We start from the raw sequence: 15063 nt of genomic DNA on the forward strand, positions 1-15063 counted from the left end.
CGAGCTCCAGCCGGGCGTCCCGCCGTGGGCGGCCGAGCAGGAACGTGATGCTGGATGACCTCGACCCGGCGCCGGTCGTACGACGACTTGATCAAGCTCGCGACCGTGGTCACGAACAGGGTGCCGGCGATGAAGCCGAGCGAGGTGAGAATGCCGATGTGCGGCAGGTGGATCGCGCCGATGTCGTCGATGTGCGAACCGTGCAGCGCCTCGATGATCAGCTTCACGCCGATGAACGCCAGGATCACCGACAGGCCGACGTTCAGGTAGATGACCCGCTCCAGCAGCCCGCCGATCAGGAAGTACAGCTGGCGCAGGCCCATCAGCGCGAACGCGTTGGCGGTCAGCACGATGTAGGCGTCCTGGGTGAGCCCGAAGATCGCCGGGATCGAGTCGAGCGCGAAGATCACGTTCGCCATCCCGATCGCGGCGATCACGATCACCAGCGGCGTCACCATCCGCCGGCCGCCGACGCGGGTCGTCAGCTTGGCGCCGTCGTAGTCATGCGACAGCGGGAGGATCCGGCGCATCCCCCGCAGTACGGCGTTCTCCTGGAAGTCGGTCTCGTCGTTGTCGCCCTCGAGCGCCAGCCGGACCGCGGTGTACACCAGGAACGCGCCGAAGATGTAGAACACCCAGCTCGCCGCCGCGATCGCCGCCGCCCCGGCCAGGATGAACACCGCCCGCAGCACCATCGACACCACGATGCCGACGTACAGCACCTTGTCCTGCGCCAGACTCGGTACGGCGAAGCGCGCCATGATGATCACGAACACGAACAGGTTGTCGACACTCAGGCTGTACTCGGTGATGTACCCGGCCACGAACTCGCCGCCGGTCGTGCCCGTCCCCGGGCTGAACAAGAACAACCCGACCGCGAACAACGCCGCCAGCCCGACGTAGAACAGCACCCACCGGGTCGCGTCCTTGATCGTCACGCTGTGATCGCGCCGCGCGATCACGATCAGGTCGAACGCGACGATCGCCAGCAGTCCGGCAATCGTGAGAACCCAGACGACAGAGGGCATGACAGAGACCATGACGAACCTCCGGACGACGGCGTGCAGCTTGGTCCGGAGGTCTCTTCCGCCCGGACCTCGTCCAGGCCGGCAGCACCGGTTCGGCCGCCCAGGCCTCCCGTGATGACGACACTGCCGCTACGGGCGCACGTATCGGCCGCCCGAGAGGAATACTCCCCTCCTCGTGTACTCCAACTATATCCAGCACCAATGGATCTCCTGCATCGTATACCGCATACAACCTCCCCCGCCAGCATCCGCTGAACGCAGTCGACCCTCGCGGCTTGGCGTGGTGGCTCGACGGGGATGCGGCCGACCGCGGGTTGGTGCGGTCGATGCATGTGGTTACGCTCCACCTGTCCGTGACGTCAACGCGCGCACTGACGGTTACCCGTTCGATCCGAAGGACTGAGCTGTGCCTGACCGGCCTGAGATTGTGTGCATCTGCGGCTCTACCCGGTTCGTGGACGAGATGCGCGCGGCGAACCGCGACTTGACCTTTGCAGGCGTCATCGTCGTCGCGCCAGGCGTCTTCCCGCGCGCCGACGATCACGAAGCGAACGAGTTCATCACCAACGAGCAGAAGACCGCGTTGGGCGCCCTCCACCTGCGCAAGATCGACCTGGCTGACCGCGTTCTGGTCGTCAACCCCGGCGGGTATATCGGCGAGTCCACGAGCAGGGAGATCGCCTACGCCCGCGCCACCGGCAAGCCGATCTCGTTCACCGATCCCGTCTGACCAGTCGACGCCTGTTGAAGCACCGCTCTACGACGTTGCGGCCCCGGGAGCGCTCGCGCGTGGGCTCGCAATGCGATCAGACAAGCCTGCCCGAAACCACCACTCCGGTCAGCGCCTCGCAGCCACACTCCACCGGGTCCAGACCTTTGGCAACACGGCCTAGTAGCACGACCACTCGGGCATTGCTGCAGACGATCCCAGCAGCACCTGCACCTCGTCAGGTAGACACTCTCGGGCCAGGGCCATCGCGGTGAGCCTGGCGTGCCCCTCGAGCACCACGACCGGATGGTTGCCACCGGCCCGTACGCAGATGATCGGTTGCCAGCCGACTCCTTGCCGGAATGCGTCCGCGAGAGCGAGAAAGTGTCCGGTGGGCATGGAACCGAACACGAGACCTCCGCCGCGGATGAACCGAGCGGCGTCGGTTGGTCGCCGGGATCCGTTGGTCAGCGCCGTCCAGTAGCTGTAGTCGATGTAGCGCACGTCCAGGAGCTCGACCGGCGAGAGAGCCACACGCTGCCAGGTGACGTCATCCGGGAAGCCCGTGAACAGCTCGCGATTCTGCCGATACCCGCGGAAGTCCCCGAGCACCTGACGCCGCAACTCGTTCGCCTCCGCGTCGGCCAGCTTCGCGTCAGTAACGAGCGTCGTAGGCAGACCCAGTTCTGCCAGAGCCCGCAGCAGGTTTGACCCGAAGCGCTCCGAGCCCAGCTCCCCGAGGAGAAAGCTCGCGACCATCTCGTCCTCCGAGCTCGCCTCGATGATCCGCATACCCGCCATCCTGCCGCCCCGACGGTCGCGAGTCGCCGTCGGCCGTGAGCCGTGAGCCCGGGCCGACAATCACACGCTTCCGCGTCGGCGCACCAACCACATCCGCACCGACCACCACGCCCACCCGCGACCACCCCGCACTCAACCGGCGAGCAGCGCGAGCACACCGGCGAGCACCGCGAGCCAACCGCGAGCAGCGCGAGCGCACCAGCGAGCGTCGCGAGCGCGAGGGGGTGGGGGGCTGGCGTCGAAGCACGCGACGAAGGAGCCGCGCGTTGCAGCCGGCGAGGGTCGACCACGTCTGCCTCGAACAACCACCCTTTCCATGGAGGTCAAAAAGTTTCCATTTCGGGTCTGAAGTCTGTGAGATTCCGCACGATCGCGGTACAAAGAATTCAGAAGGTCTGTCCGCCCCTAGACCTGGAGGAAATCGTCATGGCCGGAATCAACGGCGAAGTCTCATGGTTCTGTTGCGGAAACGCATGGGGACCCTGTGCGAGCACCGGACGTGGTGCTTGCGGAACCTGTCACTCGGGGAACTTCCAGCACGCGTGGCCGAACACCTCGGACGCGTGTTACGCCATCACCCGGCCGGACTCGTGCGGGATCACCGGGATGTCCCGGCGGACCTGCGGGTTCCGGCACTCGACGACCAACCTGTGCAACGGGGCGCGGGTGGTCACCTCGATCGCGGACTGTGGTCCGCAGACGGATCTGTTCTGTGGTGAGCGTGCCTGCTGCGGTGGCACCTGCGCCTCCAACCGGATCATCGACCTCACTCCGGCCGCGTTCTCCGCGATCGCGAGCCTGAGCGCCGGCCTGGTCCCCTGCACCGTCAACGTGGGCTGAAGGGGATGAGTGAGATGACCACGAAGATGGACCGCAGGTCCCTGCTCACCCGCGCCGCTCTCGGCGCCACCGGCCTGGTTGCGACCAGCGCCATGGGCTCGCTCGCTCCGGAGACCGCGTTCGCCACGGCCTCGCAGTTCCCGGACGCGGGTCAGCCGGACCCGAACTTCGCCGAGGGACTGATCATGGGCCGGAACCGGGATCTCCTGCAGGTGCAGGGTTCCGACGGCAGGTTGCACCGGATCCAGCTGACCGGAGTGACCAGTGTCTGGAAGCTGCGGCCGACCACCTTGGACGAGGTCCGGGTCGGCGACGGCATGTACGCGCGTGGCGTCATGATGCCGGACGGGATCCTCGCCGCCGAGTCGGTGTGGGTCAACATCGTCAACCTCACGGTGAGCATCAACTCGATCGGGCGCGGCGCGCTGCACCTCGACCACCACGGCCAGAAGGTCGTCGGGCACGTGCAGCCCGGACTCACCGCGGCCGTCTACAACGGGACGCCGGCGGTGTCGGACCTGTCGATGCTCAAGGTCGGCCGGCACGCGCAGGTGATCGGCGCCTGGCGGCCGGGGACCAACGAGATCGACATCGCGACGATCTACGCGTCGAACTGAGCGGGAGGCCGCGATGTTCGCACAGCAGGTGGCGGCTGCCCAGCCGCTGCTCATCGGGTTGCTCCTGCTCTGGTCGTCGTACGACAAGTTCGGGAAGGACAGCGCGGAGCAGGCGAAGCGTACGGCGTTGCCGCGCATCGTCGGCGAGGAGCGTACGGCGACGGCCTATCGCGCGGTCGGGGTCGTCGAGGCGGTGATCGCGCTGGCCTTGTTGGCGCCGCCTGCAGCGACTGGCGAGGCGATCGCGGCCGCAACGCTGGCGGCCGGCTTCACCGGGTACCTGGTCTACGCCAAGATCGTGGTCCCGGAGGCGTCCTGCGGTTGCCTGGGCGCGTCGGCGAAACCGGTCGGCCGAAGGGCGATCGCCCGGGCGTTGTTGCTACTGGCAACCGCCGTGGCGGCCGCAACGGCAAGCACCGGCTGGTGGTCAGGAGCAGTCCTCGTCCTGATCCCCGAGGCGGCGCTGTTCGTCATGCTGTCCGCCGAGCTGGATCGGTACTGGCTGCTGCCGTTGCGCCGGCTGCGGTTGCGGATCACGCATCCGCTCAGCGGCACCGCGACCGACGGAGTGCCGCTCGCGGCGACTCAGCGCCGGCTGATCCTCAGTCCGGCGTACCGCGCGGTCAACGGGTTGCTGCGGTCCGACATCCACGACTACTGGGACGACGAGGACTGGCGGTTCGTCAGTTACACCGCCAGGTACGACGGCCGGCCGGCGACTGCCGTGTTCGCCGTACCGCATCACGACTCCACACCTGAATCGGTCCGGGTCGCGGTCGTCGACGAGACGTCCGGTCAGACCCTCTACCGGCCGACGGTCTTGGCCACTGCCGGCTGACAACAACCACCAACGAAGCCCTCGCGGAGCGGATCCGCGAGGGCTTCGTGCTGTTGACACGATGTGCGCGCCGGTGGTGAGATGCCGACTATCGTTAGGAAGGTTTCCTAATGAATGCGTGGTTCCCCTGCAGCTCCTCCGCCCCGGACACCAGGAGACCTCATGATCGTCCGCTCCGCCTGTCGCGCGGCACTGGCCGTCGTGGTCGCGCTCGCCGCCGCATCACCACCGGCCGCCACCGCGGCACCGACCGACTACCAGGCCGAGAACGCCACCATCTCGCAAGGTGTCGTCGAGTCCAACCACGCCGGCTACACCGGCGCCGGCTTCGTCAACTACGACAACGTCGTCGGCAGCTACGTCGAGTGGACCGTCTCCGCGCCGGCGGGCCCGGCCGACGTCACGCTGAGATATGCGAACGGTACGACGGCGGCTCGCCCGATGGACTTCACCGTCAACGGCGTCGCCGGCGCGGTCGGGATCACCTTCCCGGGTACCGGCGCCTGGACCACCTGGCAGACCAAGACGGTCCGGCTCCAACTGGTTGCCGGCACGAACACGATCCGGGCCCGCGCCACGACCGCCGACGGCGGGCCGAACGCGGACAAGCTGACCGTCTCCCCCACCACCGACGACACCGAACCACCGTCGCCGCCCAGCAACCTTGCCGTCAGCAACATCAAGTCCAACGCGGCCACGTTCACCTGGTCGGCCGCGGCGGACAACGTCGGCGTGGTCCGGTACGAGGTCAACCGCGGCGGCAACATCCTCGAGGTGGTCGACGGCACCACCTTGACCGCGACCGTGGACACGTTGACGGCGAACACGTCGTACGACATCTCGGTCGGGGCCTTCGATGCCGCGGGCAACGCTTCGCAGCAGAGCAACGTGGTCACGTTCACCACTCCCCCGAGCGGCGACACGCAGCCGCCCACCGCGCCCGGAAGCCTGCGCTCCACCGGCGTCACCGCGAACAGCGTCTCGCTCGCCTGGAACGCGTCCACCGACAACAGCGGCAGCATCGCCGGGTACGACGTCTACCAAGGCGCGACCAAGGTCTCGTCGACCAACTCGTTGACCGCGACGGTGACCAACTTGGCGCCGAACACGGAGTACACCTTCACGGTGCAGGCCCGTGACCCCGACGGCAACGCGTCCGCGGCGAGCAATGCGGTGACCGTTCGTACGTCGACCAGCGGGGCGGGCGGCATCCCGGCGTACGACCGGGACATCGCCAAGGTGGATCTCGGCTGGAGTGTCGCGTTCCTGCCGGACGGGTCCGCGCTGGTCACCGAGCGGGACCGGTTCGAGGTGCTGCGGGTGACGTCGACCGGGCAGAAGACCACGCTCGGCAAGGTGCCCGGCGCGGTCACGACGACCGGTGAAGGCGGGCTGCTCGGCCTCGCGCTGTCGCCGAACTTCGCGACCGACCACTGGGTGTACTTCTTCCACACCGCCGCGAACGACAACCGGATCGTGCGGATGAAGTACGAGAACGGCGTCCTCGGCACGATCTCGGAACCGGTGCTGACCGGGCTCGGGAAGAACCGTTACCACAACGGCGGGCGGATCCGGTTCGGTCCGGACGGCAACCTGTACGCGACCGTCGGCGACGCGAAGAACTCCGGCAACTCGCAGAACCGGAACTCCCTGAACGGCAAGATCCTGCGGCTGAACCCGGACGGCACGCCGCCGAGCGACAACCCGTTCTTCAGCACCGGCGGCAACGCCCGCTACGTCTGGAGCCTCGGTCACCGCAATCCACAGGGCCTCGCGTGGGATTCGCGCGGCCAACTGTGGGCCGCCGAGTTCGGTGAGAACAGCCAGGACGAGCTCAACCTGATCCAGAAGGGCGGCAACTACGGCTGGCCGGCCTGCGAGGGAACCATCGGCGACTGCGGCGGCTACATCGCGCCGAAACGCACCTGGTCCACCGCCCAGGCCGGACCGAGCGGCGTCGAGATCGTCAACGACTGGATCTACATCGCCGGCGTCACCGGCCAGCAGTTGTGGGTGACGCAGATCAACTCCTCCGGCACCGGCGTCGGCACTCCGCAAGCTGTCTTCTCCGGCCGCTGGGGCCGCCTCCGCAGCATCACCCGAACCCCCGACGGCGGCCTCTGGCTCACGTCGACCAACAACGACAGGAACGGCGGCACCCCGACCGTCATCGACAACGTCATCGTCCGTCTCAAGTTCTCCTGACCCACGGTCGCCGGCTCCCTGTCGTCAACGGGGAGCCGGCGAACGGCAAATCAACGGCCGAAGTCGGTATAGGTCGGAGAGTTGGTCGTGAGGGCTTGGAGGGCGCGGGTCAGGCGGCGAGCCATCGACGGACGGAGGCGAGGGGTCGCCTGCTCGAGGGTGAGGAAGTGGTGAGCTCGCGCTTCAGTCGGGTCGAGGATCAGACGGTCGATGGTGGGCTGGTCGAGGACGCCGCCGTCGAAGACGAAGGCGAGGGCGTCGGACCAGACGCCGAGGGCCGGGACCCAGTCGACGACCAGGAGGGGCCCGATCGGCAGCGCCAGACCGATCTCCTCCTGGACCTCGCGGACGCAGGCGTCGTACGGCGACTCGTCGTACTCGGCGATGCCACCCGGGATGTCGAGGGTGGGTTTGTAGGTCGGCTCGAGGAACAGGATGCGGCCGGCCTCGTCCCGGACGAGGGCGCCGCCGGCCACGGTCTTGCGGGGCAGCCGGGCCGCGATCCCGGGGTTGAACTCCTGCTCCGGCTCGCCCTCGGCGCGCAGGTCGCCGCGGCGGATGTCGTCGTCCACGGTTCAGCACCCTCGCAGCCGGTCGGCCGATCCGCAATCCGGCCTTGTTTTCGGTGCGCCGAACTTTTAGATTTTCGGTGTGCCGAAAACTCTCGCTGCCCTGCTGTCGGTCCTGGCGCTCGCGGTGCTGCCCGCGTGCTCGACCAGCCAGGCGACGGGTGACGGCAAGCCGGTGGTGCTGACCACGTTCACGGTGCTCGCCGACGTCGCGCGCAACGTGGCCGGCGACCACCTGAGGGTGGAGTCGATCACCAAGGTGGGCGCCGAGATCCACGGGTACGAGCCGACCCCGGGCGACATCCGCAAGGCCTCCGACGCCGACCTGATCCTGGACAACGGCCTCAACCTGGAGCTGTGGTTCCAGCAGTTCGTCGAGTCGGTCGACGTACCGCACAAGGTCGTCTCCGACCGGGTCGCGCCGATGGACATCACCGAGGACTCGTACGCCGGCAAGCCGAACCCGCACGCGTGGATGAGCCCGAAGAACGTGCAGGTCTACGTCGACAACATGGTCACCGCGTTCTCCGAGCTCGACCCGCCGAACGCGAGCGCCTACGCGGCGAACGGGACGAAGTACAAGGCGGAGCTGCAGAAGGTGCAGGACGAGCTCGTCGCCGAGTTGGCGGCGGTGCCGAAGAAGCAGCGCGCGCTGGTGACCTGCGAGGGCGCGTTCTCCTACCTGGCGCGCGACGCGGGCCTCACCGAGAAGTACATCTGGCCGGTCAACGCCGAGCAGCAGGCGACACCGCAGCAGATCGCCTCGGCGACCGAGTTCGTCAAGGCCAACGCCGTACCGGCGGTGTTCTGCGAGTCGACCGTCTCGGACAAGGCGATGCGGCAGGTCGCCAACGGCACCGGCGCCGAGTACGGCGGCACGCTGTACGTCGACTCGCTGTCCGAGGCGGACGGCCCGGTCCCGACGTACCTGGACCTGATCCGGTACGACGCCGACACCATCATCCGCGGACTGACGGGACGCAGCTCATGAGAGCGATCGAGGTCGACAACATCGTTGCCCGGTACGGCGACGTGCTCGCGCTGGACCGGGTCTCGCTGACCGTCGAGGCGGGCAAGGTGACCGGGCTGATCGGCATGAACGGGTCCGGGAAGACGACGCTGTTCAAGGCGATCATGGGCATGATCCGGCCGGACGAGGGCCGGGTCCGGCTCGACGGGGCCGATCCGGCGGTGGCGCGGAAACAGGGGCGCGTCGGGTACGTCCCGCAGAACGAGGACGTGGACTGGGCGTTCCCGGTGTCGGTGCACGACGTGGTGATGATGGGCCGGTACGGGCATCAGGGGTTCACCCGGCGGCCACGCCCGGCGGATCGCGCGGCCGTTGCCGAGGCGTTGGAGCGGGTCGAGCTGACCGAGTACGCCGACCGTCAGATCGGGCAGCTGTCCGGCGGGCAGAAGAAGCGCGCGTTCGTTGCCCGAGGCATCGCGCAGGGCGCGCAGATCCTGCTGCTGGACGAGCCGTTCGCAGGGGTCGACAAGCGCTCGGAGGCGACGATCGTGGGGCTGCTCAGGGAGCTGGCGGCGGACGGCCGGACTGTGCTGGTGTCGACGCACGATCTGCATGCCTTGCCTGCGCTGGCGGACGAGGCAGTCTTGTTGCTGCGGCGAGTGCTGTTCCATGGGTCGGTTGCCGAGGCATTGCAGCCGGTCAACCTGGCCCGCGCTTTCGGTCTCGACGTACTCGAGCAAGAAGGTGCGGCGTGACCCCGGTCGACTTCCTGCTGGAGCCTTTGCAGTACGACTTCATGGTGCGGGCGCTGATCACGACGGTGTTCGCGGCGGTCGTGTGCGCGGTGTTGTCGTGCTGGCTGGTGCTGCTTGGGTGGTCGTTGATGGGTGACGCGGTGTCCCACGCCGTACTGCCCGGGGTGGTGATCGCCTACATCCTGGGCGCTCCGTTCGCGCTGGGGGCGGTGGTGTTCGGGTTCCTTGCGGTCGCGTTGATCGGGATCGTCCGCGACACCAGCCGGGTGAAGGAGGACGCGGTGATCGGGATCGTGTTCACCACGTTGTTCGCGTTCGGGCTGGTGCTCGTGTCGGTGACGCCGAGTCAGACCGACCTGAACCACATCATCTTCGGCAACATCCTCGGGGTCTCGACGCAGGATCTGGTGCAGATCGCCGTACTGGCCGTTCTCGCGCTGGTGGTCCTGGTGCTGAAGCGGCGCGACCTGACGCTGTACGCGTTCGACCCGATCCATGCGCACGCGATCGGGCTGTCGCCGCGGCGGCTGGGCGCGTTGCTGCTCGGGATGCTGGCGTTGACCGCGGTCGTCGCGCTGCAGGTGGTCGGGGTGATCCTCGTGGTGGCGATGCTGATCATCCCGGGCGCGACGGCGTACCTGCTCACCGACCGGCACGGCCGGATGCTGGTGATCGCGCCGGTCATGTCCGCCGTATGCTCGGTCCTGGGTATCTACCTCAGCTACTGGCTCGACGCCGCGTCCGGCGGGCTCGTGGTCGTCGTCCAGGGTGTCGTGTTCGCCCTGGTGTACCTGTTCAGCCCGCGCCACGGGGTGCTCGGCCGGCACCTGGCGGCCAGCCGCCGGCGGGCGGCCGCGGTGGCATGAAGCGGAAGGACGCGATGGAGTCCAGAGTCGTCGAGAACTACCTCAAGGCGGTCTTCAACGCCCGGGAGTGGTCCGAGGAACCGGTGACCGTCGGCGCACTCGCCACCCGCCTCGGCCTGTCGCCGTCGTCGGTGTCCGAGCTCGTCCGCAAGCTCACCGAGCGCGGCCTGCTCGCACACGCCCGGTACGGCGCGATCGAGCTGACCCCGGAGGGACAGCGGATCGCGCTCGCGATGGTCCGCAAGCACCGGCTGATCGAGACGTTCCTGGTCGACTACCTCGGCTACACCTGGGACGAGGTCCACGAGGAGGCCGAGATCCTCGAGCACGCGGTCTCCGACACCTTCATCGACCGCCTGGCCAGCCGCCTCGGCGAGCCCGCTCACGACCCGCACGGCGACCCGATCCCCCGGTCGGACGGCACCCTTCCCAACGACGACCAACTGCGCCTGGACACCGTCGACCCCGGCATGCGTGCGCGGGTCGCCCGGGTCTCGGACAGCGACCCCGAGCTCCTCCGCCAACTCGACCAACTCGGCATCACCATCGGCACCGACCTCACGGTCAACCACCACCACGAGGATTCCGTCGACATCGACCACAACGGCACCTCAGTCGTCCTGAACCGCGAAACAGCCTTCGCCATCCGCGTCGTACCCAGGTCTACTTCTTGAAGCTGAGGCCGCGGGCGGTCAGTTCCTCCTCGAGGATGCGGATCGCCTTGGGGCCGACTCCGTGGATCTTGAGGAGGTCGGCTGGGGTGACTGTTGTGAGTTGGTCGTAGCGGGTGTAGCCGTTGGCGGCCAGTTCGCGGGGCGCGACCTTTCCCATCCGCCGCGGGAACTCTGTCTCTTCAGCACTCATAGGTCATCCAGATCGAGTTTCCTCGTTGCGGGTCCTCGTCGACCCGGCCGCTGTCGTGGAAGCCGAGCTTCTCCAGGACGCGGAAGGATGGCGCGTTCCACTCCCGCACGGTCGCCCACAACCGCTTCCGGCCGGTCGCGGCCGCCGCCTCGAGCACAGCTCGCGCGGCCTCGGTCGCGTAGCCGAACCCATGGGCCCGCTTGGCCAGCTCATACGCGATCTCGGGCTCCTCGAAGCTCGCCTGCCCGACGGTGAGCCCGCAGTACCCGATCACATCCCCCTCACGCCGCCGCACGATCGGCAGTAGCCCTAACCCCTCCACCGCCGCCCGCGGATTCTCCGTCAACCAGCCGCGCATCTCGTCCACCGTAGGCCGGCCGTCAGCACCGATCCGCCGCAGCGCCCGCGGATCCCGCTCCAGCCACAACCCCCGGTAAACCTCAGCGTCCGTCGGCTTCCAACGCCGCAACCACAACCGCTCGGTCTCGAGCCGCCCCGGAAACACCCCAAACTCCACCACAGCCCAAACCCTATGCCGGGCCACCTGTAACGCGGCGGAGTGAGAGGCGATGAGGTCGGCATACAACCGCAACGCTGTGGGGGGACCACATGGACAAGACTCGCGTCGATCCCGGCGCACTGCTGATCGCCGTGCTGGCCGTTGGCGTCGGCCCGCTGACCGAGGCGGGCGCTTGGGAGGCGGTCAACACCGGCATCAGTGCAATCGTCCTCGTCGTCGTTTGGTGTTATCTCTTTCCGTACGACGGGATGCAGCCACGCCATCTCCTCGCGTTCTGCCTGGTGTTGGCATTCATCGCTGCCATCGGCCTGGCCTGGCCGATCCAGTGGCTCCTGGATCAGGCCGGCGCGGCTGATCCGGTGCGCTGGGCCAGTCACTCCGTCCTTGCCGTCACCCTGGTCTTGAGTGTCGTCGCGCGGTGGGCCCTGCGCGGGTACGTCGTCCCGTCCGGCGGAAGCACAACGGACGCCGTCGAGGAGGGTGGCGCTGCTCCGGTCAGTTGATCGGCCGTGGCGGCGCCCAGCTGGTGGGGCGCCGCACTCGGCGTAGCGGTCACGCGCCTCGCATCAGGCCCAGTTGCGTCATCATGCCGGCCAGGTCGGGGTAGGCGTGGAACTCGGTGACGTGGTTGCCCTCGAAGTGGGCGAAGTAGGCGCCGCGGCCGACGATGGAGCGGCCGGTCGGCGGGATTTGGTTGCCGGCTACAACGAGTGGGCCGGTGTTGGTGCCGATGAACTCGACCTCGCCGGCGACCGCGTCGTCGGCCACCACCCGGTTGGTGCGGTTCACCCGCAGATCCGGGAAGGCGTCGATCCAGCCGCGGACGTACGCGCGGACCTCGTCCAGCGTCCGCATCGGCTCCGGCAGCCCGACGTCGGTCCAGACGAACTTCTCCGCCAGCATCGCGACGATCCCCTCGACGTCGTGCTCACTCCACGCCGCGATCGTCCGCTCCTCGACCTCCGCGACCACGTCCCGCGACACGGTTCACCCCTCCTCGGGCAGCGGGACGGTGTGGATCAGCGCGATCCGCCACTCACCTTCGTACCGGCGCAGCACGAACGACGACGGCGCCGAGACGTGCCGCGGTTCGCCGTCCAGTGTGTAGTCCTGCTCGAGCCAGCACGTCACCAGCCCGACGTCACCCCAGTCGTCCTCCCGCACGTCCGACAACGTCGAGCTCACGTCGTCGACCGCACCTTCCAACTGTTTGAAATACGCCTCGACCTCGTCCGCGTCCCGCAACCACCGGCGCGCGATCTCGTCCACCCCCTGCGCGTCCGGCATCGCGAGCCGCAAGATCCCGCCGTACTCCTGCCGGTCAAACGCCCCCATGACGTCCCGAACCGCAGCCTCCAACGCACCCACGACAACCATCCCCCTAGCTAGACCACCCCCAGGTCCTACCTCCACGCTAAGCCCGCGCTCACCGCTTGATAAGAGCCGCTCACCCCCGGTTGCGCGCCATCCACTCCCCCGCAAAGTCGACAACCGCCCGCTGCGACATCAGTCGCGCGGTCGCCGCCCCGACGGTGCCGATCCGCGCCCCGCCGGCCGCCTCGAACGCCGTACCGATCTGACCGAAGTCGCCCTCGTCGTCCTCGACGTCCTCCCACTCCTGCCAGGCGGCTGATCCGACATGCCGAGGAGCGGCGGTACGGCGCCACTCGGCCAAGTGCATCGAGGTGTTGTTCTCGTATCCACAGCCGAGCAGCAGCACCGACGCGTTCAACCGGTACACCGCACCCAACGCGGCAAAGCGAACTGCGGATGACTGCTACGCCGCAAGCAACGCCTCCACCACCGCCTGCGGCCCGCCGGTCACGAACCCGAGACTCCGCGGCGACGAATGCATCAGCACCACACCACCAGCCGGTACGCCGAGCGCGCGGAAGTCAGCCGCCAGGGACCCGACTGTCGCGCAACCTCCAACCATCCCCAGACCCTAGTTCCCGCCTCGTCCCGGATCGATCAGTTTTCGAGAAGCAGCCGCGGTGGGCGGGTCCCTAGTCTGAAGTTGTTCGATTCGATCCGACCACGCAGGCAGGAGCATTCTGATGGCGACCAAGGGTTCGACCTCCAAGACCAAGTCGTACGACGGGTTCACCGACGACGAGCGGGACGCGATGAAGCAGCGGGCCCGGGAGCTCAAGGCGGCGCGGGGGAAGGCGGACGAGGAGACCGCCGTACTGGAGAAGATCGCCGAGTTGCCGGAGCACGAGCGGGTGATGGCGGAGCGGATCCACGAGATCATCAAGGACGCCGCGCCGGAGCTGTCGCCGAAGCTGTGGTACGGGATGCCGGCGTACTACAAGGACGGCAAGAACGTCTGCTTCTTCCAGAGCTCCGGCAAGTTCAAGTCCCGCTACTCCACCTTCGGCTTCAACGACCCCGCCAACCTCGACGACGGCGACATCTGGCCCACCGCCTACGCCCTGACCAAGCTCACCCCGGCCGTCGAGAAGCAGCTCACCGCCCTCGTGAAGAAGGCCGTCAGCTGATCCAGCACCTGTCGGCCGTGTCAGGGCAGTGACTGTTCGGTGTCAGTCGGGCGGGCGAGTGTTGCCGCCATGAACAGACTTCGAAACACAACCAATAGTCCGAGCCGGCGCGTGGCGGTGGCAGTGCTGGCGGCCACGGTACTGGCCGGGGTGGCCGCGCCGAGCGTGGCGACCGCCGACAGTACGGCGACGCAGAAGGCCGCTGCGGCTCACGAGCGGCCGGAGATGCAGCAGGCGCTGCAGGAGTTCGTGGATGCCGGATTCGGCAGCATCCAACTGCGGTTGCACGATCAGCAGGGCGAGTGGGTCGGCAGCGCCGGGGTGCGCAAGCTGGGCTCGACCGCGAAGCCGCCGGCGAACGGGAGCTTCTGGGTCGGCAGCATCACCAAGACCGTCACCGCGACCGTGGTGGTGCAACTGGTGGCCGAGGGCAAGATCAAGCTGGACGCCCCGGTGGCCGACTACGTGCCCGAGCTTGGAGTCGACCGCCGGATCACCGTGCGGATGCTGCTTCAGCACACCAGCGGGTTGTTCAACTACACCGGCGACACGTACGACGGGAAGGTCACCCCGGGGATCCCGGTCACTGGCCAGGAGTGGGTGGACAACCGGTTCCACAACTACCAGCCGGAAGAACTGGTGCAGCTGGCGTTGTCCAAGCCACCCGTGTTCGCGCCGGGGGCCGAGCAGCGCTACTCCAACACCAACTACACGCTGGCGTTGCTGGTGATCGAGAAGGTCACCGGTCACTCCTACGCCTACGAGGTGCAGCGGCGGATCCTTCGACCGCTCGGGATGAAGAACACCGTCGTACCGGGCAACCGGTCGCTGCTCCCCGGGCCGCACGCCCACGGCTACTACCGCTACCAGGTCGAAGGGGAATGGAAGGTGGTCGACGTCAGCCGGCAGAACCTCTCCCTGCTGGCCGGCGCCGGTGACATGCTCTCGACCACGAAGGATCTGCAGACGTTCATCAGCGC

21 protein-coding genes are annotated in these 15063 nt (G+C 67.8%); 12 read left to right on the plus strand and 9 right to left on the minus strand.

Going from position 1 to position 15063, the window contains the following annotated elements; genetic code table 11:
• On the minus strand, positions 1-1028 hold a 1028-nt coding region (locus tag ACWCOV_RS40390), incomplete at its 3' end, for a TerC/Alx family metal homeostasis membrane protein (RefSeq protein ID WP_449834672.1).
• Between the two features lie 463 nt (positions 1029-1491).
• On the opposite strand from ACWCOV_RS40390, the gene ACWCOV_RS40395 reads away from it, so the two are divergent.
• Positions 1492-1758, plus strand: coding sequence for a hypothetical protein (locus tag ACWCOV_RS40395; protein WP_449834692.1), 267 nt, complete (start codon positions 1492-1494; stop codon positions 1756-1758).
• A 159-nt stretch (positions 1759-1917) separates the two neighbouring features.
• On the opposite strand, the gene ACWCOV_RS40400 is transcribed toward ACWCOV_RS40395, so the two are convergent.
• Positions 1918-2529 carry a hypothetical protein gene (locus ACWCOV_RS40400; RefSeq protein ID WP_449834673.1) on the minus strand — a complete coding sequence of 204 codons (612 nt, stop codon included), beginning with the start codon at positions 2527-2529 and terminating at the stop codon, positions 1918-1920.
• Between the two features lie 615 nt (positions 2530-3144).
• On the opposite strand from ACWCOV_RS40400, the gene ACWCOV_RS40405 reads away from it, so the two are divergent.
• The 4 genes from ACWCOV_RS40405 (at position 3145) to ACWCOV_RS40420 (ending at position 7038) form a co-directional block, all read left to right on the plus strand.
• Positions 3145-3378 (plus strand): hypothetical protein, encoded by a 234-nt coding sequence (locus ACWCOV_RS40405; protein ID WP_449834674.1) that lies wholly within the window; start codon positions 3145-3147, stop codon positions 3376-3378.
• A 14-nt stretch (positions 3379-3392) separates the two neighbouring features.
• A complete protein-coding gene (locus tag ACWCOV_RS40410; protein WP_449834675.1) occupies positions 3393-3995 on the plus strand; it encodes a cell wall protein in 603 nt (200 codons plus the stop codon).
• A gap of 13 nt (positions 3996-4008) precedes the next feature.
• Positions 4009-4833: a MauE/DoxX family redox-associated membrane protein gene (locus ACWCOV_RS40415; RefSeq protein WP_449834676.1), complete on the plus strand. Its 825-nt coding sequence runs from the start codon at positions 4009-4011 to the stop codon at positions 4831-4833.
• Between the two features lie 162 nt (positions 4834-4995).
• Positions 4996-7038 (plus strand): PQQ-dependent sugar dehydrogenase, encoded by a 2043-nt coding sequence (locus ACWCOV_RS40420; protein WP_449834677.1) that lies wholly within the window; start codon positions 4996-4998, stop codon positions 7036-7038.
• 50 nt (positions 7039-7088) lie between these two features.
• Here the strand turns inward: ACWCOV_RS40420 and ACWCOV_RS40425 are convergent, their stop codons facing one another.
• Positions 7089-7610: an NUDIX domain-containing protein gene (locus ACWCOV_RS40425; protein WP_449834678.1), complete on the minus strand. Its 522-nt coding sequence runs from the start codon at positions 7608-7610 to the stop codon at positions 7089-7091.
• A gap of 79 nt (positions 7611-7689) precedes the next feature.
• On the opposite strand from ACWCOV_RS40425, the gene ACWCOV_RS40430 reads away from it, so the two are divergent.
• Genes ACWCOV_RS40430 through ACWCOV_RS40445 form a run of 4 tightly spaced genes read left to right on the plus strand, consistent with a single transcriptional unit; the run spans position 7690 to position 10872 of the window.
• Positions 7690-8598, plus strand: coding sequence for a metal ABC transporter substrate-binding protein (locus tag ACWCOV_RS40430; RefSeq protein WP_449834679.1), 909 nt, complete (start codon positions 7690-7692; stop codon positions 8596-8598).
• Complete coding sequence (locus tag ACWCOV_RS40435) at positions 8595-9332, plus strand: metal ABC transporter ATP-binding protein (protein WP_449834680.1); 738 nt, start codon at positions 8595-8597, stop codon at positions 9330-9332. The genes ACWCOV_RS40430 and ACWCOV_RS40435 overlap by 4 nt, the downstream gene beginning before the upstream one ends.
• A complete protein-coding gene (locus ACWCOV_RS40440; RefSeq protein ID WP_449834681.1) occupies positions 9329-10198 on the plus strand; it encodes a metal ABC transporter permease in 870 nt (289 codons plus the stop codon). Before ACWCOV_RS40435 ends, ACWCOV_RS40440 begins: the two co-directional genes overlap by 4 nt.
• Complete coding sequence (locus ACWCOV_RS40445) at positions 10195-10872, plus strand: metal-dependent transcriptional regulator (protein ID WP_449834682.1); 678 nt, start codon at positions 10195-10197, stop codon at positions 10870-10872. The genes ACWCOV_RS40440 and ACWCOV_RS40445 overlap by 4 nt, the downstream gene beginning before the upstream one ends.
• On the opposite strand, the gene ACWCOV_RS40450 is transcribed toward ACWCOV_RS40445, so the two are convergent.
• A complete protein-coding gene (locus ACWCOV_RS40450) occupies positions 10862-11062 on the minus strand; it encodes a hypothetical protein (RefSeq protein ID WP_449834683.1) in 201 nt (66 codons plus the stop codon). The two genes, ACWCOV_RS40445 and ACWCOV_RS40450, sit on opposite strands and share 11 nt — an antisense overlap.
• Entirely contained in the window at positions 11052-11582 is a 531-nt protein-coding gene (locus ACWCOV_RS40455; protein ID WP_449834684.1) for a GNAT family N-acetyltransferase, read from the minus strand. The genes ACWCOV_RS40450 and ACWCOV_RS40455 overlap by 11 nt, the downstream gene beginning before the upstream one ends.
• An 89-nt stretch (positions 11583-11671) precedes the next feature.
• Between ACWCOV_RS40455 and ACWCOV_RS40460 the strand changes: the two genes are divergently transcribed.
• Entirely contained in the window at positions 11672-12085 is a 414-nt protein-coding gene (locus ACWCOV_RS40460; protein WP_449834685.1) for a hypothetical protein, read from the plus strand.
• A gap of 49 nt (positions 12086-12134) precedes the next feature.
• Here ACWCOV_RS40460 and ACWCOV_RS40465 read toward each other — a convergent pair whose 3' ends face one another.
• The 4 genes from ACWCOV_RS40465 to ACWCOV_RS40480 all read right to left on the minus strand — a co-directional run bounded on the left by ACWCOV_RS40465 (position 12135) and on the right by ACWCOV_RS40480 (position 13518).
• Positions 12135-12566: an ester cyclase gene (locus ACWCOV_RS40465; protein ID WP_449834686.1), complete on the minus strand. Its 432-nt coding sequence runs from the start codon at positions 12564-12566 to the stop codon at positions 12135-12137.
• Between the two features lie 3 nt (positions 12567-12569).
• Positions 12570-12950, minus strand: coding sequence for a YybH family protein (locus tag ACWCOV_RS40470; RefSeq protein ID WP_449834687.1), 381 nt, complete (start codon positions 12948-12950; stop codon positions 12570-12572).
• Between the two features lie 79 nt (positions 12951-13029).
• Positions 13030-13323 (minus strand): AAC(3) family N-acetyltransferase, encoded by a 294-nt coding sequence (locus ACWCOV_RS40475; protein ID WP_449834688.1) that lies wholly within the window; start codon positions 13321-13323, stop codon positions 13030-13032.
• Positions 13324-13359: 36 nt separating this feature from the next.
• Positions 13360-13518, minus strand: a complete 159-nt coding sequence (locus ACWCOV_RS40480; RefSeq protein WP_449834689.1) for a hypothetical protein — start codon at positions 13516-13518, stop codon at positions 13360-13362.
• A gap of 121 nt (positions 13519-13639) precedes the next feature.
• Here ACWCOV_RS40480 and ACWCOV_RS40485 point away from each other — a divergent pair, with 121 nt between their 5' ends.
• The gene (locus ACWCOV_RS40485; RefSeq protein ID WP_449834690.1) at positions 13640-14083 is read left to right on the plus strand and encodes an iron chaperone; all 444 of its coding nucleotides are present in this window, start codon (positions 13640-13642) and stop codon (positions 14081-14083) included.
• A 111-nt stretch (positions 14084-14194) separates the two neighbouring features.
• Positions 14195-15063 (plus strand): serine hydrolase domain-containing protein (locus tag ACWCOV_RS40490; protein ID WP_449834691.1); only part of this gene is annotated, 869 nt, incomplete at its 3' end.

Source organism: Kribbella sp. NPDC002412, assembly GCF_053592935.1.

Excerpts from the sequence above, each read along its gene's own strand:
- ACWCOV_RS40395 (WP_449834692.1), top strand. The coding sequence starts at position 1,492 with ATGCGCGCGGCGAACCGCGACTTGACCTTTGCAGGCGTCATCGTCGTC.
- ACWCOV_RS40400 (WP_449834673.1), bottom strand. The coding sequence starts at position 2,529 with ATGCGGATCATCGAGGCGAGCTCGGAGGACGAGATGGTCGCGAGCTTT.
- ACWCOV_RS40405 (WP_449834674.1), top strand. The coding sequence starts at position 3,145 with ATGTCCCGGCGGACCTGCGGGTTCCGGCACTCGACGACCAACCTGTGC.
- ACWCOV_RS40410 (WP_449834675.1), top strand. The coding sequence starts at position 3,393 with ATGACCACGAAGATGGACCGCAGGTCCCTGCTCACCCGCGCCGCTCTC.
- ACWCOV_RS40415 (WP_449834676.1), top strand. The coding sequence starts at position 4,009 with ATGTTCGCACAGCAGGTGGCGGCTGCCCAGCCGCTGCTCATCGGGTTG.
- ACWCOV_RS40420 (WP_449834677.1), top strand. The coding sequence starts at position 4,996 with ATGATCGTCCGCTCCGCCTGTCGCGCGGCACTGGCCGTCGTGGTCGCG.
- ACWCOV_RS40435 (WP_449834680.1), top strand. The coding sequence starts at position 8,595 with ATGAGAGCGATCGAGGTCGACAACATCGTTGCCCGGTACGGCGACGTG.
- ACWCOV_RS40445 (WP_449834682.1), top strand. The coding sequence starts at position 10,195 with ATGAAGCGGAAGGACGCGATGGAGTCCAGAGTCGTCGAGAACTACCTC.
- ACWCOV_RS40450 (WP_449834683.1), bottom strand. The coding sequence starts at position 11,062 with ATGAGTGCTGAAGAGACAGAGTTCCCGCGGCGGATGGGAAAGGTCGCG.
- ACWCOV_RS40460 (WP_449834685.1), top strand. The coding sequence starts at position 11,672 with ATGGACAAGACTCGCGTCGATCCCGGCGCACTGCTGATCGCCGTGCTG.
- ACWCOV_RS40480 (WP_449834689.1), bottom strand. The coding sequence starts at position 13,518 with ATGGTTGGAGGTTGCGCGACAGTCGGGTCCCTGGCGGCTGACTTCCGC.
- ACWCOV_RS40485 (WP_449834690.1), top strand. The coding sequence starts at position 13,640 with ATGGCGACCAAGGGTTCGACCTCCAAGACCAAGTCGTACGACGGGTTC.